The organism is Bordetella genomosp. 4 (assembly GCF_002261185.1).
GTDB lineage: Bacteria > Pseudomonadota > Gammaproteobacteria > Burkholderiales > Burkholderiaceae_B > Bordetella_A.
Window position 1 is genome coordinate 19,953 of the sequence record NZ_NEVQ01000019.1, and the last position, 23,937, is coordinate 43,889.

A 23,937-nucleotide genomic window follows, 5' to 3' on the forward strand; every position below is an offset into this window, starting at 1 on the left:
ACGACTCGATGGGCATAACCTGGTCAAGAGATACAACCGGACGCCACCGCTGGCTCCATCGATTTATTTAGCTGCCAGCCACTCAATCAACGCATCATCGAACTTGCGCACCGCCGCCGCGTTTGGATCGTTGACGATGCTGACCACGACATAGCGCTTGCCGCTGGCGCCCAGCACATAGCCCGCCACGGCCCGCACATCCCGCAAGGAGCCGGTCTTCAGGTGGGCCATACCGACGGTTTCTTCTCCCTTCAACCGCCGGCGCATCGTGCCATCCACGCCGGCAATAGACAGCGAAGACAGATATTCGGGCATCAACGGCGATTGCCAGGCCAGGGTCAACATAGATGCCAGGCTTTCGGCCGACACACGCGCGTCGCGCGACAGACCCGAGCCGTTGTCCATGACCAGCTCGGGCATATTCAGCCCCTGGGAAGCCAACACCGATTTGGCCACTGCCTCGCTGGTCTGCGTGGTCGCCGGCCGCGTGCCGCGCTCTGCTCCCAGGGTCAACAAGACCGTGCGAGCCATCACGTTATTGCTCCGTTTATTGATCTGGCGAATGGCCTCGCCTAACGGGGGAGACTCGTGCGAGGCCAGCACCACCGCATCGGCTGGCACCCGGCCGGCACGGATTTTCCCCTTGAACGTCCCGCCCAACTCACGCCACAACTGGCGGAATAGGGACTCGGTGAACTCCGGTTGCGACAGCGCCAAGCGGTACAAACTGAATTCCCCGCAAGACCCCGCGACCGAGCCGCCGAGCCGGATAGAAACACCCTGTTGTGTCAGCACGGGATCTGTCGTCACCACAGGAGGACCGGGGCAGCGCGCCGTACTCCAACCCACCTGCCCCTCCAGCCGTATGCCGGGTAGTGGCGGATCGATGATCGGCACCCATTTCTGGGCTGCCTGGTCTGGCGTAAACAGCAGGCGCAGGGCGCCAAATCCCACCATCAAGGCATCGGGACTGGCGTTATAAGCACGATCCGGCGCACCGTCAAAAGCCCCCGGATCCGTCGCAACATTGCCGAAAATACTGCGGTCGATCACCAGATCACCGATCTGCTTGACGCCGCGCAAGCGCAACTCCCGCAACAGAGTCCACATATCCTGTATCAGCAAATACGGGTCTCCCCCCGCCCGCAAATACAAGGGGCCGCGTAATGCGCCATGCGTATCAGGGCCGGCGCCCGGCTCCAACAGAAAATCCGTACGCCAGACATAATTGGGTCCCAGCTCCGACAAGGCGGACCAGGTAGTCACCAGTTTCATGACTGATGCAGGATTGCGTGGCTCGTTGGCGTTGATCGCCACCATGCGCTGACCGCCGAGCTCTTGCACAACCAGCGACAGCGATGTGCCGGGCAATCCGGATGCCTTCCAGGCCTGCGTCAGTTCATCGGGCATGACGTCCTGAGCCTGCGCCATGACGGCAGCCCCCAACAGCGCGCACGCCACGAACCATCGTTTGAGTCGCCCGTGTCGCTTGTCCGCCTGTGCCGTCATGCTGTGCCCGCCGCCATACCAATGATGTCCAAAGACGCAAGCATACCGAACCTGATTGACAAGTGGCTGTTGCGTCAACGCGTCCTCGCGATCTGGTGGGATGGCAGCAACGAAATCGGCAGTCAATCACCCGGTCGCCGACGAGAAATAACGGATGGAACGTCTAGCGCGGACGCACGGTCGGCATGACGGGCGATGCACTCGACGACACAAAGCGCTGCGCGGCGACGCAAAAGGAGCGCGCAATGGGCGCGCGATCAGTGTGCAACGGGCAGCGCACAGGTCACGAAAGGGCCGACGAGAGGGGCCCATTAGAGGATGGCCGGCCAGGCACTTACAATATGGCCCAATCCACGCCCTCCGCCTAGCTCAATGGGGCGGCGATCCCTGGCGTTTTTACTTGAATTGTTCCGCGTGTCCTCGACCCTCACTGTTTCCGACTTCGACTACGAATTACCGCCCGAGCTGATTGCGCAGACACCTGCGGCACAGCGCGGCGGCAGCCGCCTGCTGCATCTGGATGCGTCAGGCGCACTGCATGACCGGCGGTTCCCTGATTTGGCCGACCTGCTGCGCCCCAATGATTTGCTGGTGTTCAACGACACACGCGTCATCAAGGCCCGCCTGACCGGCCAGAAAGCCACCGGCGGCAAAGTCGAGGTCCTGGTCGAGCGCATCGTCGAACCACAGCGTGCGCTGGCCCACGTGCGTGCCAGCAAATCGCCTGGGCCGGGCATGACGCTACGTCTGGCCGATGCCTTTGATGTGACGGTGCTGGGCCGGGACGGCGAGCTCTTTGACCTGCAATTTCCGGCCCCCGTGCTGGACTTGCTGGATACCCACGGCGCGACGCCCCTGCCACCTTACATCACCCACGCGGCCGACGCCACTGACGAAGACCGCTATCAAACGGTCTACGCCCGCGAACCGGGTGCCGTCGCCGCGCCGACGGCTGGTCTGCACTTTGACCAGGCCATGCTGGACCGCGTCGCGGAACTGGGCGTCGAACGCGCCTTTGTCACCTTGCACGTCGGCGCCGGCACCTTTCAACCGGTGCGAGTCGACAACATCGCCGATCACATCATGCATGCCGAGTGGTACACCGTCGGCCAACCCGTGATCGATGCCATCGCGCGTACGCGGGCCCAGGGCGGGCGTGTGATCGCCGTGGGCACCACCAGCGTGCGCGCCCTGGAATCGGCCGCAGCGCAGAATCCCGCGGGCCCGGACGCGCCATTGACTTCCATTCAGGGCGACACCCGCCTGTTCATCACCCCGGGCTATCGCTATCGGGTCGTGGACGCGCTCGTCACCAATTTCCATTTGCCGCAATCGACACTGCTCATGCTGGTGTCCGCGCTGGCCGGCGTCGAGCCCATCCGCCGCGCCTATACCCATGCCGTCGCCCAACGCTACCGCTTTTTCAGCTATGGCGACGCAATGTTCATCGAATCTCCCTCTGCCTGACCATGACTGGACTGAATTTCGAACTCCTGGCGACCGACGGCCAAGCCCGCCGCGGCCGCGTCACCCTGAACCACGGCGTGGTCGAAACCCCGATTTTTATGCCGGTGGGCACCTACGGCAGCGTCAAAGCCATGCTGCCGCACGAGCTCAAGGAAATCGGCGCACAGATCGTGCTGGGCAACACCTTTCACCTGTGGCTGCGCCCCGGAACAGACATCCTGGATCGCCACGGCGGCCTGCACGGATTCATGCAATGGGACAAACCGATCCTGACCGATTCGGGCGGTTTTCAGGTGTTCAGCCTGCAGGGCATGCGCAAGATCACCGAAGAAGGCGTGAAATTCGCATCGCCCATCGATGGCGCCAAGCTGTTCCTGACACCGGAAGAATCCATGCGGATCCAGCGCTCGCTGAACTCCGACATCGTCATGGTGTTCGACGAGTGCACGCCCTACCAGATCGATGGCCGTCCGGCCACCTCTGAGGAGGCCGCCCGCTCGATGCGCATGTCGCTGCGCTGGGCGCGTCGTTCGCGCGAGGAATTCGACCGTCTGGAAAATCCCAATGCCCTGTTCGGCATTGTGCAGGGCGGCATGTACGAATCGCTGCGTGAGGAGTCCCTGGCCGGCCTGACGGATATCGGTTTTCATGGCTACGCTATCGGCGGCCTGTCGGTGGGCGAGCCCAAGGAAGACATGATGCGCATCCTGGCGCACGTCACTCCCCGCCTGCCCACACAGGCTCCGCGCTACCTGATGGGCGTGGGCACCCCCGAGGACCTGGTCGAGGGCGTGTCGCGCGGCGTCGACATGTTCGACTGCGTCATGCCCACGCGCAACGCCCGTAACGGCTGGCTCTTCACCCGTTACGGCGATATCAAGATCCGCAACGCCAAGTACCGCGACGACACTCGCCCACTGGACCCGAGCTGCGCGTGCCACACCTGCGCCCATTTCTCGCGCGCCTACCTGCATCATTTGCAACGGGCCAACGAAATCACCGGCGCGCGCCTGAACACGCTGCACAACCTGCATTTCTACCTGACCATCATGGGCGAAATGCGCGAAGCCATCGCCGCAGGCACGTTCCAGGCGTGGCGCGCCAAGTTCGCGGCCGACCGGGCACGCGGGATTGAGTAGCGATTCGTGGCGTCTCCAATATTGTCCCAAAGCCGCCTCGGGGACGTTTCGGACCTGCTCAGATCGGGCCTTGTACGGCCCCGTAACACCCTGGATTTTCCGCCTGACCCTGCCGACCACATAACCTCGCTACAATAGTCGGCTTGCCCTGTCCAAGGCTCGCGCGGGGACGGGCGCTACAAAAACCTTTCATAATTCGACCCGAACACCCTCATTCAGGAGATTTACTATGTCCGTTATCGATACCGCCGGCATCGTTCTGGCCCAGGCCGCCCCCGAAGGCAGCGCGCTGATGGGCATGCTGCCCATCGTGCTGATGTTCGTGATCCTCTATTTCCTGATGATCCGTCCGCAGATGAAGCGCCAGAAAGAACACCGCAACCTGGTGGCCAACCTCGCCAAGGGCGACGAAGTCCTGACCGCCGGCGGCATGCTGGGCAAGGTCTCCAAGGTCACCGACACCTACATCACCCTCGAAGTCGCCGACCTGGCCGACAAGCCCGTGGAAGTCCTGATGCAGAAGACCTCGGTCTCGACCGTGCTGCCCAAGGGAACCATCAAGGCCCTGTAAGCGTCATATCCGGCCCCCTTATATCAGGGGGCCTTTTTGCCACCGGGCCGCCCCAAGGCAAGCGCTCCCTCGTGGGGGTCGCAAGCCGACGACGCAGCGTGGGGCCTTTTCCGTTATCTCGCATGAACTAGCCGCCAATGAACCGCTATCCCCTCTGGAAGTACATCACGGTGCTGGTCGCGGTCATTATTGGCCTGTTGTATACCCTGCCCAATTTCTACGGCGAGTCTCCCGCCGTGCAGGTCTCCAGCGCCAAAGCCACGATCAAAGTCGACGAAGCCATGCTTGGCCGCGTCGAACAAATACTGACTGCCGGCAATATTCCCGTCTCCAGCGTGTACTACGAGCAAAACGGTACGCTGGGTACGATCCGTGCCCGACTGCCGTCCACCGACGTGCAACTGCAAGCACGCGACCTGCTCGACAGGTCCCTGAACACCACTCCCGGCGACCCGCAATACACCGTGGCGCTGAACCTGTTGCCCGCCTCGCCGCCCTGGATGCGCGCGTTGGGCTGGTTCGAGCCCAAACCCATGTATCTGGGCCTGGACCTGCGTGGCGGCGTGCACTTTCTGCTGCAAGTCGACATGCAAGGAGCACTGCAAGCCCGCTATGACTCACTGGCCGCCGACGTACGCACCTCGCTGCGCGACGAAAAAATCCCCACCCAGGGTGTCGAACGCTCTGGCTCGTCCGTGGTTGCGACATTCAGCAACGCCAACGAGCGTGACCGCGCCCAGAGCGTACTGCGCAGCCGCCTGCCGGACCTCGAATTCACGACCGGCGAAGACGGCAATCGCGCCACGCTGATCGGCATGCTGAGCCCGGCCGCCGTCACCCGCGTCCAGGATTCCGCGCTCAAGCAGAACATCAACACGCTGCACAACCGTATCAACGAGTTGGGCGTGGCCGAACCTGTCATTCAACAGCAGGGCTCGGATCGCATCATTGTCCAGTTGCCCGGCGTACAAGACGTCGCCAAGGCCAAGGAACTGCTGGGCCGTACCGCCACGCTGGAAATCCGCATGGTAGACGACTCTCCGGCCGCGCAGACCGCGCTGATGGGCGGCACGGTGCCCTTTGGCCTGGAACGCTACACTGATCGCGATGGCCGTCCCCTGCTGGTACGCCGCCAAGTCGTCCTGACCGGTGAAAACCTGCAGGACGCCCAACCCGGCCGCGACTCGCAGACCCAGCAGGCCGCCGTGCACCTGACCCTCGATGGCAAGGGCGCACGCATTTTCCGCGACGTCACGCGTGACAACGTCGGCAAGCGCATGGCTATCCTGTTGTTCGAAAACGGCAAAGGCGAAGTCGTCACCGCACCGGTCATCCGCAGCGAAATCGCGGGCGGCCAAGTACAGATCTCCGGCAGCATGACCGCCGAAGAAGCCGCCGATACCGCCCTGCTGCTGCGCGCCGGCGCCCTGGCCGCACCGATGTCCATCATCGAAGAGCGCACCATCGGCCCGAGCCTCGGGGCGGACAACATCTCCAAGGGTTTCCACTCCACGCTGTACGGCTTCCTGGCCATCGCCGTGTTCATCATTCTGTACTACCACTTGTTCGGGGTCTTCTCGACGATTGGTCTGACGATGAACGTGCTGCTGTTGCTGGCGCTGCTGTCGATGCTGCAAGCCACGCTGACCCTGCCCGGTATTGCCGCTATTGCGCTGACACTCGGCATGGCCATCGACTCGAACGTGCTCATCAACGAACGGATCCGCGAAGAACTGCGTAACGGCGCCTCGCCGCAGCAGGCCATTCACCACGGTTTCGAACGCGCCTGGGGCACGATTCTGGACTCGAACCTGACGACATTGATCGTGGGTCTGGCATTGCTGGCTTTCGGTTCCGGCCCGATCCGTGGCTTCGCCGTCGTGCACTGCCTGGGTATCGTGACCTCGATGTTCACCTCGGTCGTAGGCGTACGCGCGCTGGCCAACCTGTGGTACGGCCGCAAGAAAAAGCTCGCGAGCCTGTCCATCGGCACCGTCTGGAAACCCAAGGCAAATTGACCTGGTTGGGCGGCCCAGCCGCCCAACATCGATAAGACTCAAGGCGAAACATGGAATTTTTCCGTATCCATCGCACCATCCCGTTCATGCGCCACGCGCTGGTGCTGAACATCATCAGCCTGGTGACGTTCCTGGCGGCGGTGTTCTTTATCATCACCCGCGGCTTTCACCTGTCGATCGAGTTCACCGGCGGCACGGTCATGGAAGTCAACTACGCGCAGACTGCACAACTAGACAGCGTGCGTACAGCCGTATCCAAACTCGGCTACTCCGATTTCCAGGTACAGAACTTCGGCACCTCGCACGACGTCATGATCCGCTTGCCGTTGACCGAAGGTCAAACCTCGGCAACACAAAGCGAAACCGTCATGGGCGCCCTCAAGGCAGCCGACCCCTCGGCAGACCTGCGCCGTGTCGAATTCGTCGGCCCGCAGGTCGGCCAGGAGCTCTTGCACAACGGCCTGATGGCATTGCTGTTCGTCGTGCTGGGCATCATGATTTACCTGGGCATACGCTTCGAATGGAAATTCGCAGTTGCCGGCGTGATCGCCAACCTGCATGACGTGGTGATCATCCTCGGCTTTTTCGCGTTCTTCCAATGGGAATTTTCCCTATCGGTGCTCGCAGGCGTGTTGGCGGTGCTCGGCTACTCCGTGAACGAATCCGTGGTGATCATGGATCGGATCCGCGAAAACTTCCGCAAATACCGTAAAGCGGATGTGCACGAGGTGATCAACAGCGCCATTACCCAAACCATCTCCCGGACCATCATTACGCACGGCTCTACACAAATGATGGTGCTGGCCATGCTGTTCTTCGGCGGCCCGTCGCTGCACTACTTCGCCATGGCGCTGACAATCGGCATCTGGTTCGGTATCTACTCGTCAGTCTTCGTGGCCGCCGCACTGGCCATGTGGATGGGCGTCAAGCGTGAAGACCTGGTCAAACCGGTCAAAAAAGAAGGCGACGCAGAGATCGCCTGATCGCTGATTGATCTCTCATCCCGCAAAAAAATCGGGCACCTGAACTCAGGTGCCCGATTTTTTTTGGTAATCACAGCGACATTTACAGCCAAGCGTCGATGCCTTGATGCCTTAATGCCTTAATGCCTTAATGCCTTAATGCCTCAACGCCCTTAAAAGTAAAACGCACCCTTCCAAACCTGTTGGCATTGGCATCTCATTCACCGTGAGTTTGCCGCAGCCGGGTAGGCGTGGCGGGCGGGCCTGTTGGAGGCTGCCGAGCCCGTGCATCATCGGCGGGGGAAGTCCGGGGGCCATGTTTGAGCGAAGCGAGTTTGGCCCCCGGCCCGCCGATGGTGCACGGGCGAAGGCCGAGTCCCCGTTGAGGGGACGAGTCAGCTGACCAGGCCCGTCCGCCACGCCTACCCGGCTGCGGCAAACGGCTAAAGAACCCAACTCACACAAACATGCAGTCCGACCTCACCGACACAGCAAAGCCGGACCCTTTCACGCTCAATGCTGCACAGCCACCGAGCGAACCTTAGCCACCTGATCCGCGGACACCTCGCCCCCCTTGTTGCCCCATCCGGAACGCACAAAGCTAGCCAGTGCCGCGACTTCCTCGTCATTCAAACGATCCGAATACCCCTGCATCACCAGATGCATAGGGCGGCGATCCGTCGACGGCACAGAAGTCCCGTTCAGGATGACCGACAGGAGCGGGCTGGGATCCTTGCCCTGAACCATCGCATTGCCCTGAAGCTCAGGGAAAATCTCCGGAGCCCCCTTGCCGGTAACAAAGTGGCAAGCAGCGCAGTTATCCAGGTACAGCCGCGCCCCCAGAGGCATATCAGGCGAAGCAGCCGTCAGCATCTTGGCAGTTGCCTGCCCCGCCTCGTCGGCTGGCGCCGCCGGCATCGGGCGAGGACCAGGCGCGGCCACCTGCTTGGGCGCCTCTTGTACCGCCTGGCCATCCGCCGACTTGAGGAATACCGCCATCGCATTCAAGTCTTGATCATTCAGATACTGCAACGAATGCTCGACCGCCAATGCCATTTCCCCGTTCGCGATAGCGTGCACATTACGCCCCGTGCCCAGATACGCCGCCAACTCCGCGGTGGACCATTTCTCGATGCCCGAGTTGGGACCACGCAGCGCAGGAACACTCCAGCCGTCGAGCTCACCGCCGGTCAGGAAATTGGCATCGCCCAAGCGCGTGCCATCCTGTGCCATGAACGCCGTACGCGGACTGTGGCAGGCTGCGCAGTGACCGGCGCCTTCGACCAGATACTGGCCTCGGAGCTGCTGCTCATTACCACCCTCCATCGGCTTGAAGGACGAATCCCCGCTCAAAGCCAACCAGTTCCAGGCCCGGATACCAAAGCGCAGGTTGAACGGGAACGCCAGTTCCGTGGCTTGCACCTCGTTTTTCACCGGCTTCACATCGTTCATCAAGTACGTGTACAAGGCCTGGATATCGCTCTCGCTCATGAAGCGATAGTTCTCGTAGGGCATGGCCGGGTACAGGTGCTTACCGTTGACCACGCCATCGACCATCGCAGAGCGGAACTGATCCAGCGTCCAGTTACCGATGCCGGTTTCCTTGTCGGGAGTGATGTTGGACGACCAGATGGTGCCCATGGGGCTCTCGATACCCCGGCCACCAGCCAGCGGCGAGCCGCCAGTCGCAGTATGGCACGCCATACAGTCCCCAGCACGCATGACATATTCGCCACGGCCGGGTTCGATTTTCCCATCGGCAGCCAAGATCTCCTTGGGCGGAGTGGTTTGGACAGGAACGTAGATAAAGGCCAGCAGACCGACGATCGCCAGTACCACCAAGACACCCAGAATGCGGAGCACTTTTTTCATCTTGTTCTCCTCAAACCAGGGGACGCGGGTTGCGCAGGTACAGCGTACGGATGGCATTCACCGTCCAGTAGGCCAAGGCACCCACCATGCCGGTGGGGTTGTACTGCGTGTTCTGCACGAAATTGCCTGCACCCATGACGAACACGTTGTGCTTGTCCCAGGCCTGGCAATAGCGGTTCACCACACCTTCGAGCGGACTGCTGGACATGATGTGGCCGCCCGTGTTGTGCGTCGTCTGATAGGGCCGCACGTCGTACTGCGCGCCGATATCCTTGAATCCCAGCTGCATCAGGTCCGGCTTCATCGCGCGTCCCACCTCTGCAGCCTTGATCTTCATGTACTGGTTCATCTTGAGGTCGTTTTCCTGCCAGTTGAACGTCATGCGCATCAACGGCCGGCCATGCGGGTCCTTGTAAGTCGGGTCCAAATCCAAGTGGTTGGCGCGGTAAGACATATGCGAGCCGTGCGAACCGATCGACATGGAGCGGCCGTAATATTCCTTGATGGCCTCCTTCCATTTGCCGCCCCAGGTCGGCGTGCCGCTGGGCAGACTCATGGAGCGAATGGGCTGTCCATTGAACGTACCCGAGCGCCAGTAGGCGCCGCCGATAAAGCCCAGCTTGCCAAAATCGTTCTGATTGACGCTGAAGTCGTCGATGCAGATGCCGTTCGAACCGTGCCCGATAAAGGGGTTGAAATTGGCATCCTTGAAGAACATGGTCACGCCGCCATTCATCTGATAGGCGTAGTTCTTGCCCGTCACACCTTCATTGGTAGCCGGGTCATAGGGTTTGCCAATGCCCGACACCAGCAACAGGTGCACGTTATTCAGTTGGTACGCCGACAGGATCACGAGGTCGGCAGGCTGAAAGACTTCTTCCTGATTGATGGCATCGAAATAAGTCACGCCAGTGGCAGTCTTGCCATCGGCCGCGATCTCCACGCGCAACACCTCGGCATGCGTGCGATAGGTGAAATTCGGCTTGCGCTTGAGCGCGTCCAGGATAGCGGTCTGCGGCGACGACTTCGAATACTGATAACACCCATAGCGTTCGCAGAAACCGCAGAAATTACAGGGCGCCATCTGCATGCCATACGGATTCACGTAGGCCGTGGACGCGACCCCTGCCGGCGCCGGGAACGGGTGATAGCCCATCGCCTTACAGGCGGCCTCGAACTTGGTCGAGTCATAGGTGCGCGGCAGGGGCGGCATGGGATATTCCTCCGAGCGCCAGCCCTCAAACGGATTTCCGCCTTCCTGGATCTTGCCTTTGAGGTTACCTGCCTTGCCGGAGATGCCGGCGACCCGGTCAAACTGCGTGAAAAACGGCTCCAGCTCATCGTAGGTCACCGGGTAGTCCATCAAGTTCATCCCCTCAGGAATGATGGACTCTCCCCAATTCGCCTTCACGTAGCTGCGCAACTGGATTTCCTCAGGCTGCGGCCGCCACAGCAGACCATTCCAGTGCGTGCCAGCCCCGCCTACGCCATTAGCGGGCAAAAACGAGCCCATGGAGCGGTACGGCAAAGCGATTTCCGAATCGCGACGGCGAACAGTCACCGTCTGCTGGCTGGGATGCTGCATGTTCTTGAGCCGCACACCATACTTCAGCTCATCGATCTGGTTGGGATACTTGAATTCGGGCACGGTGTTCTGGTCGCGGCCACGCTCCAGTGCCACGATTTCCAGGCCTTCAGCGGCCAATTCAATGCCTGCGATGGAACCAGTCCAACCCAAACCGACGATTACTACGTCCTTCTTTTTTTCAATGCGTGCCATGCTTCAAGCCCTTTCGCCTTTGATGGAAACCGGACCCAGCGGATACTTCACGTTGTGCTGGTCCACCCACTCTGTAAAGCCGGCGCGTGCTCCCGGAAAACCGATATAGCTCCAGGCTTGCATGCCATAGTTGCCGCCATACATGGGATCGGCGAAATAGCCTTCTTTGGTATTGCTCAGCAAAGTGGCAAAGAAGAAGCTGAGCTCGGGCGCCAGCTTTGCTTCGCCTTTTTGCAACGCGGTGAGCGCCTCGTCCTGCTGTTCGGGCGTCAGGCTCTTGAAATCTTTGCTCCAGCGCGACTCACACCACGCGTTAAACGCGGGGATCGCCTTACGGTAGAGTTCGGCCGGATTCAGTGGGCTTTGCCAGCCTCGGTCCGGGCTCGCCGTCGGATCGTGCGGCCCTTGCATATACCAATCCTTGGCGCTGCCATATTCGCCCGCCAATTCGCGATCGATAAACACCGGAACGTGGGCTTCCAGCGCCCCAGGACCGTCGCCTTCCGAGGGGATCAGCCGCGCCGTGGCCGCGAGCACGAAACTCCACTCTTCGGGTGTGAAATACACAGGCTTGTATTTATCAAGCTGAACAGCGGCTTCTTTGGCATTGGCACGCAATGGCATGGCCAAGCCTGTGAGCGCCATGCTTGCGCTGGACGCAAGCAGAAAGGTCCTACGACTATGAGGACGCGAGTCAGGCATATCGAATTCCTTCTTCCAGAGACCATCGTGAAATGGTCCCCCCGTTTAAATCTTTGCTTTTTTGTGTCAGATTACCCACACTGCTCCACAGAGAACGCTTTTGGGCAGACTGCAAAGGAGCGGCCGTATTTTAGCGTTACAGGCAGCAGCACCCCGTCCGTGCTCTGAGCAGACGGGGTAATGGGGCTTAAAAACGGTGTGGACAGGTGAAGGGTTCGGCCGAGCTTGAATACCTTTCGGCCCTTCAGCCAACTCGCAGAAAAACTACTTCCGCCAGGGCTTGCGCAGCATCCAGCGATGGCGCTCATCCAGCACATAGGGCGCCAGATAATGCGCCACCATGATGCCAATCGCCGCAGCGGCCGTGACATCCGACAGAAAGTGATCCCGATTGATCACGCGGCTGATCGCCACCAAGGCCGCCAACAACAGTGCAGGCGCCCGCCAGCGCGGCGCGATTTCACCGATGGCGGCAGCGACCGCAAACGCCGTCAGCGTATGACTCGACGGAAAAGAACTGTAGTCGTTGCCCCGCGTAAACGGCTCGACCAAGCCGTGCCACCCGTCTTCGAGCAATACCTCGGGCCGGGTGCGCGCGACCAGTTTTTTTAGAATCAAAGTGATCAAACCGCCCACCGCCATCGAGCTGATCACCAGCATGCCATAGCGAGCGAGCCGCTCAAAACCCGTCCGGACCGGGCAAACCCAGCCGCGGCGAATACCGACCAGCGACACCACGTAGACGAACAGCGCCGCGAACAAATACATCTCGCTATCGCCCAGATACCCGATGTAGTCAAAGATCTCGTTGACCACCGGCGACATATGCTTTTCGATAGCCAAGGTCAACGGCTGGTCGACCCAGCGGCTCATCAACAACAGCAGCAGAGCAAAACACGCGGTCAACAACACGCCACGAAAAGGTCTGCGCGGGAAATGTGCCATAGCATGAGAAGTCACATGAGGGGCCGCGACGACCTCGGCCTCGGTCGTCGGAATCGCCTCCACAGGGGAGACAGGAGGCAAACCTTGAGTAGATGTCATGGAAATAAGCGTAGATAGCAATACATTCACGCCCCCTCAAGGCGGCGCCGCGCGGCCCACATCGTATACGCCAATTGTCTCCAGACCAAGACTGAAATACCCGCACGCGGTAAAATGATTGTTTCTTTTCCTTTCGCCCCCGGGATCTACACCCGTCACGGCGCACATCATGCAAGAAACCACTCTCAAGCGCGCTGGCGCCCCCGCGCCCGCGGCATCCGGCCCCGCCACCCTGAACTCCCCAGTGTCCGACAGCGGCATCACGGCAACCCCGTCCGGCGTCCGCAAGCTCTACATCCGCACCTTTGGCTGCCAGATGAACGAGTACGATTCGGACAAAATGGCCGACGTATTGCGTGACGACCAGGGGTTGGAGCTCACCAACAACCCCGAAGAAGCCGACGTCATCCTGTTCAACACCTGTTCGGTACGTGAAAAGGCGCAGGAAAAGGTGTTCTCCGATCTGGGCCGCGTGCAGCACCTGAAAAGAACCAACCCCAATCTGGTGATTGGCGTGGGCGGCTGCGTGGCCAGCCAGGAAGGCGAGGCCATCGTCAAGCGTGCGCCCTATGTCGACGTCGTGTTCGGCCCGCAGACCTTGCACCGCCTGCCGGAGCTCATCAAGCGCCGCCGCGATTCCGGTGCCTCGCAGGTCGACATCAGCTTTCCCGAGATCGAAAAGTTCGACGCACTGCCTCCCCCTCGGGTGGACGGCGCCTCGGCCTTCGTTTCCATCATGGAAGGCTGCAGCAAATATTGCAGCTTCTGTGTGGTGCCCTATACGCGCGGCGTCGAGGTGTCCCGCCCCTTTGACGACGTGCTGATCGAGGTTGCCGACCTGGCCGACCAGGGTGTGAAAGAAGTCACCCTGCTGGGCCAAAACGTCAACGCCTACCGCGGCCCCATGGGCGATTCGGGCGAAATCGCCGACTTCGCGATGCTGCTGGAATACGTGCACGAAATCCCCGGCATCGAGCGCATCCGCTACACCACCTCGCACCCCAAGGAAATGACGCAGCGCATGGTCGATGCCTACGCTCGCCTGCCCAAGCTCGTCTCCTTCCTGCACCTGCCCGTGCAAGCCGGCAGCGACCGCGTGCTGGCTGCCATGAAACGCGGCTATACCGCACTGGAATTCAAATCCGTGGTGCGGCGCCTGCGCGCGGCGCGCCCCGGCTTGACCCTGTCGTCGGATTTCATCGTGGGTTTTCCCGGCGAAACCGAAGAAGACTTCCAGAAAACGATGAAACTGATCGAGGACGTAGGCTTTGATACCTCGTTCTCATTCGTCTATTCGCGCCGCCCTGGCACGCCGGCGGCCGACCTGACCGACGATACACCGCAGGACGTCAAACTGCGCCGTCTGCAACAGCTGCAAGCCCTGATCAACAAACAGGCCGCCGCCATCGCTCAATCCATGGTCGGCACCCGCCAGCGCATCCTGGTAGAAAGCCCGTCTCGGCGCGACCCTAACGAGATGATGGGCCGCACGGAAAACAACCGGATCGTCAATTTCCCCGCACCGGCCCGGCTGATCGGCCAGATGGTGGACGTCATCATCACCGAAGCCTATCCCAACTCCCTGCGCGCCCGCGTCGCGGATGTCGACGGCCAGGATCACGACGTATCAACGCCTGCCGCGCAACACTCCGCACACAGCCCCGCATAAGGCCACGAATGACAGCACCACGCAGCCGCTCCCGACGCACCATGCCGACCATCGTCAACCTGGACGGCGACAACACCCATCTGGCCAATCTCTGCGGCCCGCTCGACGAAAATCTCCGTCAGCTCGCCGATGGCATGGGTGTCACCCTGGCACGCCGCGGCAGCCGCGTCACGCTCGAGGGTGAACGTGCCGAACTAGCCGGCCGCGCCCTGCGACGCTTTCACGAACAAGCCGTGCATCGCGCCCTGTCCGTCGACGATATCCAGCTCGGCTTAGTTGAAATGGGCGTAGGCCGCAATGAATCGCAGCCGACAGACCCGCGCGGCATCGAGCCGTCCTCGCTGCCTACCGCCAGCGAAGACGGCGGCATTGCCTTGCGGACGCGGCGCAGCGATCTGCGCCCGCGTACCCCTCGGCAACGTGAATACCTCGAAAACATTCTCAAACACGACATCACGTTCGGAATCGGCCCTGCCGGCACGGGCAAAACGTGGCTGGCCGTTGCCTGCGCCATCGACGCCATGGAGCGCGATTCGGTGCAACGGCTGGTGCTGACCCGTCCCGCGGTCGAGGCAGGCGAACGCCTGGGCTTTCTGCCCGGCGACCTGGCACAAAAAGTCGACCCGTACCTGCGTCCGCTCTACGATGCCTTGTACGACCTGATGGGCTTTGACAAAGTCCAGCGCCTGTTCGAAAAACAGACCATCGAAATCGCTCCGCTGGCCTATATGCGCGGCCGCACCTTGAATCACGCCTTTGTGATTCTGGACGAGGCACAGAACACCACGCCCGAGCAGATGAAAATGTTTCTGACCCGCATCGGGTTCGGCAGCAAAGCCGTGATTACCGGCGACCCGTCGCAGGTCGACCTGCCGCGTGGCCAGCAAAGCGGCCTCGCGCATGCCGTGCGGGTACTGGAAGACGTTCAGGGTATCGCGACCACGCGCTTTACGAGCCGCGACGTGGTTCGCCACCCGCTGGTCGCCCGTATTGTGGACGCCTACGACAAAGCGGCCGAAGAGGAATCCTGAGCGTCCAGCCAGCCTGGCAACGCGTCGGCAAGAACCGGCGCATTAACAGGCCGGCCAACGTATCCGGCCCTTGTGGCCACCCGCAATAGAACATGAACGCCAACCGGTCCGCGCCTGCCGCTCACCCCACCACCATGAACGCCGAGCTGACTCTGCCCGAACTCTCCCTCTCCGTGCAATACGGCATCACCGAGCCGCGCCTGCCGCGCTGGCGCCTGCGCCGTTGGGCGCGCCGGGCGCTGGACGGGGCGGCGCGTGACGGCCTGATCGACTGCACCCGGGCAGAATTCAGCCTGCGCCTGGTAGGCCAGGCAGAGGGCCGCAAGCTCAACCACGCCTATCGCGAACGAGATTACGCCACCAACGTGCTGACCTTCGAATACGGCACGGACCCGCTCGGCACGGCCCGCGGCGATATCGTCATCTGTGTCCCCGTGCTCGTACGCGAGGCTCGCGAACAGGGCAAAACCCTGCTGGATCATGCGGCTCACCTGACCATACATGGCGTCCTGCACGCCCTGGGCTACGACCACATCAAGGCTCGCGACGCCCGCCGCATGGAAACCCTCGAAACCGAGATTCTGGCCGGTATGCGCATTGCCGATCCGTACGCCTGAAGCACGATCCCGGAACCAGGACGAGGCCTCAGGAGGGCTCCCTGCACGCCGCAGACCGTCCTCGTTTCCCCTAGCCTCCCTGCCTTCGTAACAAATTTGCAGCCGATATTCGGTTATGCTGATCTTTCTATAACTTGTCCGCTAGGACGATGTCCGACCCTTACCCTACTACCGAGGCGAACGCCACCCGCGCGCCCAAAACCGCAACGAAATCCCTGCTAGACCGCATCCTGGCCCTCGTCCGGCGCGAGCCCGAGGACCGCGAGGGCATCAAAGCCGTCCTGGAAGCCGCCCACGATCGAGACCTGCTGGACGTCGAATCGTACGGCATGATCAAAGGCGCTCTGGCCGTATCCGAACGTACCGTCGCCGACATCATGGTGCCGCGTTCGCGCATGGATTTGCTCGATGTGTCGTTGCCCCTGCCGCAACAGCTGGCATTCATCATCGATGCTGCGCACTCGCGCTTTCCGGTCTACGAAGACGATCGCGACAATATCATCGGGATTTTGCTGGCCAAAGACCTGCTGCGCGGCATGCTGGACCCGAACATGGAATTGCGTTCGCTCATCCGTCCGGCCGTCTTTATCCCTGAAGCCAAGCGCCTGAACGTGCTGCTGCGCGAGTTCCGCGCCAGCCACAACCACCTGGCCATCGTCATCGACGAACACGGCGGGATCTCGGGCCTGGTCACCATGGAAGACGTCCTCGAACAAATCGTCGGCGACATCGAAGACGAATTCGACGAAGAAGACGAGCAGAGCATTTTCCCCGAAGGCGAAAATCAGTGGCGCCTGATGGCCACGACGGAAATCAGCCACTTCAACGAAGCCTTTGCCACGGATTTGCCCGACGACGAATACGACAGCGTAGGCGGATGGCTGGGCGGCCAACTGGGACGCATCCCGCGCCGAGGCGACAGCGCCTCGCACGGCGACATGATGATCGAGGTCATACGGGCCGACGCGCGCCGTGCGCTATGGCTGCGCGCCAAACGCGTTCCCGGCCCCGATGCGAACAGCACCGCTGACGCGGCCTCACCGGCCCTTTGATTGCCCCTGGGCATGATTGGCGCGGGTTGTCACAGGTCTTGATCAGCCCCCGTGCAGCCTTGCTGCGGTATCACTTTCCTCCCCGGCGTCAACGCCGGGTTTTTTCGGAGCAACAACCGATGACGTTCGGCCGCGCCCCTCTCTGGGCAACACTGGGCCTGGTGGCCGCAGGCGCTGTACACGCCTTGACCTTTGCGCCAGGCCCCTTGCCCGCATGGTCTCTGGCACTGGTACAGATCCTCGCGCTGGCCTGCGCAGCGCACGCCACCTTGCGGGCGGTCACCCTGCGGCAGAGCCTGCTGAGGGGTTGGCTATTCAACTTTGCCAGCTACTCGCTGGGGTTGTACTGGATTTTCGTCAGCCTGCATTACTACGGTGGCCTGGCCGCGCCCCTGGCCGTGGCTGGCGTACTGGCCTTGTCGGCCTTTCTCGCCCTCTTTCCCGCCGCGGCTTGCATGCTGGCGCGATGGCTGTGCCCGCCAGTGGCGCTCGGCGAACCCAATCCCTCCCCCGCTCGCCGGCTGCTGGTCACGGCTGCGGCCTGGGCCGCGGCGTGGGCCTTGCTGGAATGGATCCGGGCCACTGTCCTGACCGGGTTTCCGTGGCTGAATATCGGCTACGCGCACGTCGATAGTCCGCTGGCCGGCTGGGCGCCCGTGCTGGGCATCCATGGCATGGCCCTGCTGTCAGCGTTTGCTGCCGCGGCCCTCGCGGGGCTGTGGCAAGGCCTGCGCTCGGCTCGCGGGAATATCAAAGCCGGCGATGCACGCCGCAATCTGGCCTGCGCGCTGGCGCTCTTGTTAGTCATTGCCGGCTGGCCGATGAGCGGCGTCAACTGGTCGCAACCCAGCGGAGCGCCACTGCAAGTGCGGCTCATACAAGGCAACGTCGAGCAGTCCCAGAAATTCGACCCTCAATTGCTGGAACTCGGCATCCGCCGTCACCTCGAACTGGCTGCGCTGCCTGCCCCGCCCGCAGAACTGATCATCCTGCCTGAAACCGTGCTGCCCATTTTCCAGGACCGCCTGGACCCTGCCGTCTGGGAAGCGTGGCGTACCCTGGCCGCACGCAACTCGGCCACCATCGCCATGGGCGTGCCGCTGCGCACCAAGGGCACCGACGGCAACGACAGCTACACCAACAGCGTCATCGGCTTTAACGCCGACACCCCATTGGAACAGCTGCGCCTGGGCACCACAGCACAACGCTATGACAAGCACCATCTCGTGCCGTGGGGAGAGTACGTCCCCCCCGGGTTCCATTGGTTTGTCGACATGCTCAGCATTCCCCTGGGGGATTTCGATCGCGGCGAACGTCGGCAAGCGCCATTTCACGTACGCGACCAGCATGTTGCCTTCAACATCTGCTACGAAGACCTGTTCGGCGTCGAACTCCTGCCCGCGCTGCATCCCGGCGCCAATGGCGAGCCCGGTGCCACCATTCTGGTCAACGTCAGCAATCTGGGCTGGTTCGGTGATACCTGGGCATTGCGTCAACATCTGCAGATCGGCCGCTTGCGTACCCTGGAAACCGCCCGTCCGATGCTGGCGGCGACCAATACGGGCATCACCGCAGCCATCGACGCGCATGGCGCCGTTGCCGCCCAACTGCCGGCACACCAAGCCGGCATCTTGCCCGTCTCCGTTCAAGGTATGACGGGCCTGACGCCCTACGCACGTTTCGGTGACAAGCCCATACTCGTCATCATCGCTCTGATCCTCATCGCCGCTGCGGCATTGGGGCGCAGAAAATAAATGCGGTGCAGAGGGCGGCAAGGCTTGACTGCTAGCCGCCCAGATAGGCTTTCCGTATATCGGGATTGTCCAGCATCTGTTGTGCAGAGCCGTGAAAAACCACGCGGCCGGTCTCCAGCAAATACGACCGGTCGCACAGTTCCAACGCTGCATAGGCATTCTGCTCCACCATCAACACCGTGGTGCCGCTTTTGCGGATATCCGCAACGAGCTCGAATACCTGTTCGACGAAATTCGGCGCCAGTCCCAGCGACGGCTCGTCGAACATCACCAATCGTGGCCGCGACATCAACGCACGCGCGATAGCCAGCATTTGCTGCTCACCCCCCGACAAGGTCCCGGCAGGCTGTGCAATCCGCTCGCGCAATCGCGGAAACTTGTCGAACATCCGTTCGATATCATCACGGATCCGTTGCCGGTCGTTACGCCGATACGCGCCCATTTCCAGGTTCTCGCGTACTGTCAGCTGTGCAAACACGCGCCGGCCTTCCGGACAATGCGCGATGCCGCGCTCGATAATGCTCTGCGCGCTCGCCTGCGCAATCGGATAGCCATCGAACGTGATGGATCCCGACACCACGGGCTCCAACCCGCTGATCGCCCGCAAGGTGCTGGACTTTCCCGCGCCATTCGAGCCGATCAAGGTCACGAACTCGCCTTCCTCCACGCTCAGCGATACGTGGTCCACGGCGCGTGTAGCGCCATAATGCACAACGATGTCATCAACCTTTAGCACGTTTCAGCCCCGATCCTAGATAAGCGCGTATGACTTCGGGATGCTCCTGGATCGCGCGCGGTCCGCCATCGGCGATACGCACTCCCTGGTTCAACACCACGATGTAATCCGAGATCGACATGACCATATGCATATCATGCTCGACCAGGAGAATCGTGACGCCGCTGTCGCCGATGCGGCGGATCATGGTCTTGAAGTCTTCCGTTTCCGAGGGATTCAATCCCGCTGCCGGCTCATCCAGCAGCAGCAGCCGGGGACTCGCCGCCAGGGCAATCCCCACACCCAACAGGCGCTGCTCTCCGTACGACAGAGCCGCGGCGACGTCTGCCGCACGATGTGTCAGGCCCACGAACGTCAGGATTTCATGCACCCGATCCCGCAACGCGAGTTCCTCGCGCTTGAAAGCCGGCAAGCGCAACAATGACGACAACAATCCTGCACGGCCCTGCATGTGCAGCGCCATCAAAATATTGTCCGCCACAGAACATTGTCCGAACACACTGGTGCGTTGAAAACTACGCACCAGTCCTCGGGCTGCGATCTGATTCGGGCCCATGCCCACAATATCGTCACCAAACAACACGACGCGGCCCGATGTCGGTTTCATGTAACCCGATATCACGTTGAACGCCGTCGTCTTGCCAGCGCCGTTGGGCCCAATCAGGCTGACGATCTGTCCCGGCATCACATCGAAACTGACGTTGTTCAGTGCCACCAGGCCTGAAATGCGCACAGTAATGTCATGCAATGACAAGACCGGACGATCCAGAAGCGACTCCGGCATGCCGGACGCGATGTTATCCATCCGCCTGGCTGGCGCTGCGCTATGCGACATCACCACACTCATGCTCGTCCTCCTTCTGAAACAGCGGTTCGCACGGCGATCGCAGGCTTTACATCGACCACCGCCTCTGCCCTGCCACGGCTTTTGAACCATTGCACAACGCGAGCACCGGCAGGCACAATGCCTTTAGGCAAGAACAACAGAATCAGAATCATCAACGCGCCGTACAACATCCATTGGACTTCTGGCGGCACCACACCGCGCAGGACCTCGGGCATCAGACCGAAGATCACTCCTCCTACGACCGGGCCGGCCAGAGTTCCTTTACCGCCAGCCACCACCATGATGACCATGGTGATCGTATAGACGAACAAGAACACATCGGGATCGATAATGCGCACCGTATGCGCGTACAGTCCGCCCGCTGCGCCGGCAATAGCCGCTGACAACACCGACGCGATCACGAGGTATCGCGTCACGGGAATGCCGATGGATTTAGCCAGCGTTTCGTTCTCGCGCAATGCCATCACTGCCCGCCCCGCGCGGCTGTGCACCAGCCGTGCCACCAGCACGTACGCCACCACACCGGCGCCAAGCACCAGCCAATACGTCGCCGCCTTGCTGACCAGCTCAATCACGCCCTGCCCCGGTAGCCAGAATGTCAGCGCGGGAATGGCGGTCAACGCCATGGGCCCCTCGGTCAAGTCCACCCAGTTCAACGCCACCATGCGCATCACCTGGGCAAAACTGATCGTGACAATCACGAAATATGCGCCACGTACGCGAAAAGCCAGCTTGCCCACGAGCCATCCAGCCAGGCCGGCAACCACAATGCCCATCGCAAAGGCAAGCCATACGGGTTTAGGATCAACCACCACGGGGCCCCACCCCAGGTCCACATCGAAACCCAAAGACAGCAACGCGCTGGTATAGGCGCCTATGCCGAAAAACGCGGCATGTCCCAGGCTGAGCTGGCCCGTGAAACCCAGCAGCAGATTCAGGCTGATGGCCGCCACAATCATGATGCCCGCCGCCGAGACGACCGACAACATATACGGGTCGGACCACACCAGAGGCAGCAGCGCGAGCGCCGCTACACAAATCAGAAACACGATACGCTTCACGTCAACCCACCCTTTCCTTGACCGCAAACAGGCCTTGCGGACGCATGACCATCACGATCAGAATCACGATGAACCCCAGCGCATCGCGATACGAGGTCGAGACATAACTGGCGCCGAACTCCTCTATCATTGCGAGCGCGAATCCCCCTAACGCAGCGCCGCCGATATTGCCCAAGCCGCCCAGAATCACAATCGCAAATGCCTTCAGGCTGGCCAGATCGCCCATCGTAGGACTGACCACAAAGATAGGAGCCAACAACGCCCCCGTCACCGCCGCCAGGCACGAGCCCAACGCGAATGTCAGCGTATAAATGCTCGAGACATTTACGCCCACGATCTTTGCCGCGTCCTTGTCCTGGAACGTGGCCCGCATGGCCATCCCCAATCGGGACCGTTCGATCACCAGATAAAACACCAGCAGCAACACAGCGGCAGCACACAATACGAACAGGCGTGTCGGTGACAATGCCACATTGCCCACTATCAACGGCTCTTGCGAGAACGGCGTGGGCACGACCTTTGCCACACCGCCCCATAACATCAGCTCTGCGTTCTGCATGATGATCATCACGCCGATCATGATCAACATGACTTCATCGATATTTTCCAGTTTGCAGCGGCGCAGCAGGACGAACTCGATCACACTGCCAATCAGGAACCCCGCGACGGCCGAAAACAGCAAGGCACTGAAAAAATCCAATCCCAGCAACGACACCAGCGCATAAGCGACGTAGGCGCCTAAGGCATACAATTCGCCATGCGCGAAATTGACCACACGCATGATGCCGAACACCAATGTCAACCCTATACCCAGCAGCGCGTAGGTCGCGCCCAGCACCAGGCCGTTGACGGCGTGTTGCATGATTTGATCCAAGACAGAACTCCTGTGTGCTTGCTCTCGGCGCCGCGGCCCTGCAACGGCCGCGGCAACGGCGCCAATCCTTACTGCGCCGACACGACGCCATCCTTTAACTGCACGATGTAGATATTGGGTTCGTTCTGGCCGCTTTCCTTGCCTGCCGGGCCATCCTTGATAAACGAGACATCGCCGTTAACCCCCGCGACCTTGGTTTCCCACAGCGCTTGGCGGATCGCTTCAGGCTCGGCCTTGCCTGCACGCTTGATCGCATCGGCGACCGTCAGCACTGCGTCATAACCGCGAAACCCCTCCGTCAGGCCCGGAAACGGATAGCCTTTTTGCTTCCAGCCATCCATATAGGCCTTCGCGATTTCCGGGTGCAAGGCCTTGTCGGCCGTCCATGGCGAGAAAAACAGCAGATGCGTGCTGACGTAGCCCTTCGGCCCCGGATTCTCGATCAGAGGTTCAGGAAACGAACCGCCGGTGGTGATGATGCGCTGCTTCAACCGTTGCTCAGACGCTTGCCGGATCGCCAGCGTCAACTGCTCGACACCGGAAGTCACGATCAAGGTATCGCTGCCCGTTTCACGCAACGCCGCCAGCTGCGCTGACAAGTCGGTTGCATCAGGCGACATCGTTTCCACGCGACCAACCTCGATACCGTGTTGTGCAAACACATTTTTGAATTCCGTCGTGGCGCCTAATCCCCAATCGTTGTTCACCGCCAGAAAATCGACTTTCTTGATCGCAGGCGAAAAGGACTGCAGTTGTTTCGCAAACGCCAGCGCTTCCATGCGCGAGGTGGGACTGATGCGAAACACCCAGGGATTGCCCGCCGTCGTGATCTTGGACGACGACGCAGTCTCGACGACCATGGGGACGCCGTATTCCTGCAGTTTGGGCATGGTGGCCAGTGTGAACGTCGATCCCCACGCGCCTATCATCACGGGCACCTTGTCACGCAGTATCAATTTCTCTGCCGTATTCACTGCCTCACGCGGATTGGACTTGTTGTCTTCGACAATCAATTCGATTTTCTTGCCGAGCACGCCGCCTTGCGCGTTCAGCTGCTCCGCAGCCAGTCTCGCGCCATTGGCGACATAGGTGCCAGCCGCCGCCACTGGGCCAGTCAACGGCTGCGACACGCCAATCTTGATGGTTTCCTGCGCCAATGCAGGCGCTGCCAACAACGTGCTTGCTGCGATCAGGGCATAAAGCCGGTATTTCGTAAACATGGAACACTCCAA

Annotated in this window: 20 protein-coding genes; 10 read left to right on the forward strand and 10 right to left on the reverse strand. The window is 61.1% G+C overall.

The window, feature by feature from the left end:
• Positions 1 to 63: 63 nt before the first annotated feature.
• The gene (dacB, locus tag CAL20_RS18720) at positions 64 to 1,509 is read right to left on the reverse strand and encodes a D-alanyl-D-alanine carboxypeptidase/D-alanyl-D-alanine endopeptidase (protein WP_094822718.1); all 1,446 of its coding nucleotides are present in this window, start codon (positions 1,507 to 1,509) and stop codon (positions 64 to 66) included.
• Between the two features lie 372 nt (positions 1,510 to 1,881).
• Here dacB and queA point away from each other — a divergent pair, with 372 nt between their 5' ends.
• The 5 genes from queA to secF all read left to right on the forward strand — a co-directional run bounded on the left by queA (position 1,882) and on the right by secF (position 7,687).
• Complete coding sequence (queA, locus tag CAL20_RS18725; RefSeq protein WP_094838631.1) at positions 1,882 to 2,976, forward strand: tRNA preQ1(34) S-adenosylmethionine ribosyltransferase-isomerase QueA; 1,095 nt, start codon at positions 1,882 to 1,884, stop codon at positions 2,974 to 2,976.
• Positions 2,977 to 2,978: 2 nt separating this feature from the next.
• On the forward strand, positions 2,979 to 4,115 hold the full coding sequence (gene tgt, locus CAL20_RS18730) for a tRNA guanosine(34) transglycosylase Tgt (protein ID WP_094822535.1): 1,137 nt from the start codon (positions 2,979 to 2,981) through the stop codon (positions 4,113 to 4,115).
• A gap of 229 nt (positions 4,116 to 4,344) precedes the next feature.
• Positions 4,345 to 4,686 carry a preprotein translocase subunit YajC gene (gene yajC / locus CAL20_RS18735; protein ID WP_094822536.1) on the forward strand — a complete coding sequence of 114 codons (342 nt, stop codon included), beginning with the start codon at positions 4,345 to 4,347 and terminating at the stop codon, positions 4,684 to 4,686.
• A gap of 137 nt (positions 4,687 to 4,823) precedes the next feature.
• Positions 4,824 to 6,704 (forward strand): protein translocase subunit SecD, encoded by a 1,881-nt coding sequence (secD, locus tag CAL20_RS18740; protein WP_094822537.1) that lies wholly within the window; start codon positions 4,824 to 4,826, stop codon positions 6,702 to 6,704.
• Positions 6,705 to 6,754: 50 nt separating this feature from the next.
• A complete protein-coding gene (secF, locus tag CAL20_RS18745) occupies positions 6,755 to 7,687 on the forward strand; it encodes a protein translocase subunit SecF (protein WP_094838632.1) in 933 nt (310 codons plus the stop codon).
• 492 nt (positions 7,688 to 8,179) lie between these two features.
• Here secF and CAL20_RS18750 read toward each other — a convergent pair whose 3' ends face one another.
• The 4 genes from CAL20_RS18750 to CAL20_RS18765 all read right to left on the reverse strand — a co-directional run bounded on the left by CAL20_RS18750 (position 8,180) and on the right by CAL20_RS18765 (position 13,064).
• The gene (locus tag CAL20_RS18750) at positions 8,180 to 9,538 is read right to left on the reverse strand and encodes a c-type cytochrome (protein ID WP_094822539.1); all 1,359 of its coding nucleotides are present in this window, start codon (positions 9,536 to 9,538) and stop codon (positions 8,180 to 8,182) included.
• A 10-nt stretch (positions 9,539 to 9,548) separates the two neighbouring features.
• Entirely contained in the window at positions 9,549 to 11,318 is a 1,770-nt protein-coding gene (locus CAL20_RS18755) for a GMC family oxidoreductase (protein WP_094822540.1), read from the reverse strand.
• Between the two features lie 3 nt (positions 11,319 to 11,321).
• Positions 11,322 to 12,020 carry a gluconate 2-dehydrogenase subunit 3 family protein gene (locus CAL20_RS18760; protein WP_094822541.1) on the reverse strand — a complete coding sequence of 233 codons (699 nt, stop codon included), beginning with the start codon at positions 12,018 to 12,020 and terminating at the stop codon, positions 11,322 to 11,324.
• A gap of 264 nt (positions 12,021 to 12,284) precedes the next feature.
• Positions 12,285 to 13,064 (reverse strand): phosphatase PAP2 family protein, encoded by a 780-nt coding sequence (locus CAL20_RS18765; protein WP_254924233.1) that lies wholly within the window; start codon positions 13,062 to 13,064, stop codon positions 12,285 to 12,287.
• A 169-nt stretch (positions 13,065 to 13,233) separates the two neighbouring features.
• Here CAL20_RS18765 and miaB point away from each other — a divergent pair, with 169 nt between their 5' ends.
• The 5 genes from miaB (at position 13,234) to lnt (ending at position 19,187) form a co-directional block, all read left to right on the forward strand.
• Positions 13,234 to 14,733, forward strand: a complete 1,500-nt coding sequence (gene miaB, locus CAL20_RS18770) for a tRNA (N6-isopentenyl adenosine(37)-C2)-methylthiotransferase MiaB (protein ID WP_094822542.1) — start codon at positions 13,234 to 13,236, stop codon at positions 14,731 to 14,733.
• Positions 14,734 to 14,741: 8 nt separating this feature from the next.
• Positions 14,742 to 15,764 (forward strand): PhoH family protein, encoded by a 1,023-nt coding sequence (locus tag CAL20_RS18775; RefSeq protein ID WP_094822543.1) that lies wholly within the window; start codon positions 14,742 to 14,744, stop codon positions 15,762 to 15,764.
• 134 nt (positions 15,765 to 15,898) lie between these two features.
• Positions 15,899 to 16,381 (forward strand): rRNA maturation RNase YbeY, encoded by a 483-nt coding sequence (gene ybeY, locus CAL20_RS18780; RefSeq protein ID WP_094822720.1) that lies wholly within the window; start codon positions 15,899 to 15,901, stop codon positions 16,379 to 16,381.
• Between the two features lie 149 nt (positions 16,382 to 16,530).
• Positions 16,531 to 17,433, forward strand: coding sequence for an HlyC/CorC family transporter (locus CAL20_RS18785; protein ID WP_094822544.1), 903 nt, complete (start codon positions 16,531 to 16,533; stop codon positions 17,431 to 17,433).
• A gap of 119 nt (positions 17,434 to 17,552) precedes the next feature.
• Positions 17,553 to 19,187, forward strand: coding sequence for an apolipoprotein N-acyltransferase (gene lnt / locus CAL20_RS18790; RefSeq protein ID WP_094822545.1), 1,635 nt, complete (start codon positions 17,553 to 17,555; stop codon positions 19,185 to 19,187).
• 31 nt (positions 19,188 to 19,218) lie between these two features.
• Here the strand turns inward: lnt and CAL20_RS18795 are convergent, their stop codons facing one another.
• The 5 genes from CAL20_RS18795 to CAL20_RS18815 form a co-directional block, all read right to left on the reverse strand.
• Entirely contained in the window at positions 19,219 to 19,923 is a 705-nt protein-coding gene (locus CAL20_RS18795; protein ID WP_094822546.1) for an ABC transporter ATP-binding protein, read from the reverse strand.
• Positions 19,910 to 20,770 carry an ABC transporter ATP-binding protein gene (locus tag CAL20_RS18800; protein ID WP_254924236.1) on the reverse strand — a complete coding sequence of 287 codons (861 nt, stop codon included), beginning with the start codon at positions 20,768 to 20,770 and terminating at the stop codon, positions 19,910 to 19,912. Before CAL20_RS18800 ends, CAL20_RS18795 begins: the two co-directional genes overlap by 14 nt.
• Entirely contained in the window at positions 20,767 to 21,831 is a 1,065-nt protein-coding gene (locus CAL20_RS18805) for a branched-chain amino acid ABC transporter permease (protein WP_094822547.1), read from the reverse strand. The genes CAL20_RS18800 and CAL20_RS18805 overlap by 4 nt, the downstream gene beginning before the upstream one ends.
• 1 nt (position 21,832) lies before the next feature.
• Entirely contained in the window at positions 21,833 to 22,705 is an 873-nt protein-coding gene (locus CAL20_RS18810; RefSeq protein WP_094822548.1) for a branched-chain amino acid ABC transporter permease, read from the reverse strand.
• Positions 22,706 to 22,773: 68 nt separating this feature from the next.
• Positions 22,774 to 23,925, reverse strand: a complete 1,152-nt coding sequence (locus CAL20_RS18815; protein WP_094822549.1) for an ABC transporter substrate-binding protein — start codon at positions 23,923 to 23,925, stop codon at positions 22,774 to 22,776.
• Positions 23,926 to 23,937: the final 12 nt, after the last annotated feature.

Coding starts and splice junctions, on each gene's coding strand:
- dacB (WP_094822718.1), bottom strand. CDS start 1,509: ATGACGGCACAGGCGGACAAGCGACACGGGCGACTCAAACGATGGTTC.
- queA (WP_094838631.1), top strand. CDS start 1,882: ATGGGGCGGCGATCCCTGGCGTTTTTACTTGAATTGTTCCGCGTGTCC.
- tgt (WP_094822535.1), top strand. CDS start 2,979: ATGACTGGACTGAATTTCGAACTCCTGGCGACCGACGGCCAAGCCCGC.
- yajC (WP_094822536.1), top strand. CDS start 4,345: ATGTCCGTTATCGATACCGCCGGCATCGTTCTGGCCCAGGCCGCCCCC.
- secD (WP_094822537.1), top strand. CDS start 4,824: ATGAACCGCTATCCCCTCTGGAAGTACATCACGGTGCTGGTCGCGGTC.
- secF (WP_094838632.1), top strand. CDS start 6,755: ATGGAATTTTTCCGTATCCATCGCACCATCCCGTTCATGCGCCACGCG.
- CAL20_RS18750 (WP_094822539.1), bottom strand. CDS start 9,538: ATGAAAAAAGTGCTCCGCATTCTGGGTGTCTTGGTGGTACTGGCGATC.
- CAL20_RS18755 (WP_094822540.1), bottom strand. CDS start 11,318: ATGGCACGCATTGAAAAAAAGAAGGACGTAGTAATCGTCGGTTTGGGT.
- CAL20_RS18760 (WP_094822541.1), bottom strand. CDS start 12,020: ATGCCTGACTCGCGTCCTCATAGTCGTAGGACCTTTCTGCTTGCGTCC.
- CAL20_RS18765 (WP_254924233.1), bottom strand. CDS start 13,064: ATGACATCTACTCAAGGTTTGCCTCCTGTCTCCCCTGTGGAGGCGATT.
- miaB (WP_094822542.1), top strand. CDS start 13,234: ATGCAAGAAACCACTCTCAAGCGCGCTGGCGCCCCCGCGCCCGCGGCA.
- CAL20_RS18775 (WP_094822543.1), top strand. CDS start 14,742: ATGACAGCACCACGCAGCCGCTCCCGACGCACCATGCCGACCATCGTC.
- ybeY (WP_094822720.1), top strand. CDS start 15,899: ATGAACGCCGAGCTGACTCTGCCCGAACTCTCCCTCTCCGTGCAATAC.
- CAL20_RS18785 (WP_094822544.1), top strand. CDS start 16,531: ATGTCCGACCCTTACCCTACTACCGAGGCGAACGCCACCCGCGCGCCC.
- lnt (WP_094822545.1), top strand. CDS start 17,553: ATGACGTTCGGCCGCGCCCCTCTCTGGGCAACACTGGGCCTGGTGGCC.
- CAL20_RS18800 (WP_254924236.1), bottom strand. CDS start 20,770: ATGAGTGTGGTGATGTCGCATAGCGCAGCGCCAGCCAGGCGGATGGAT.
- CAL20_RS18815 (WP_094822549.1), bottom strand. CDS start 23,925: ATGTTTACGAAATACCGGCTTTATGCCCTGATCGCAGCAAGCACGTTG.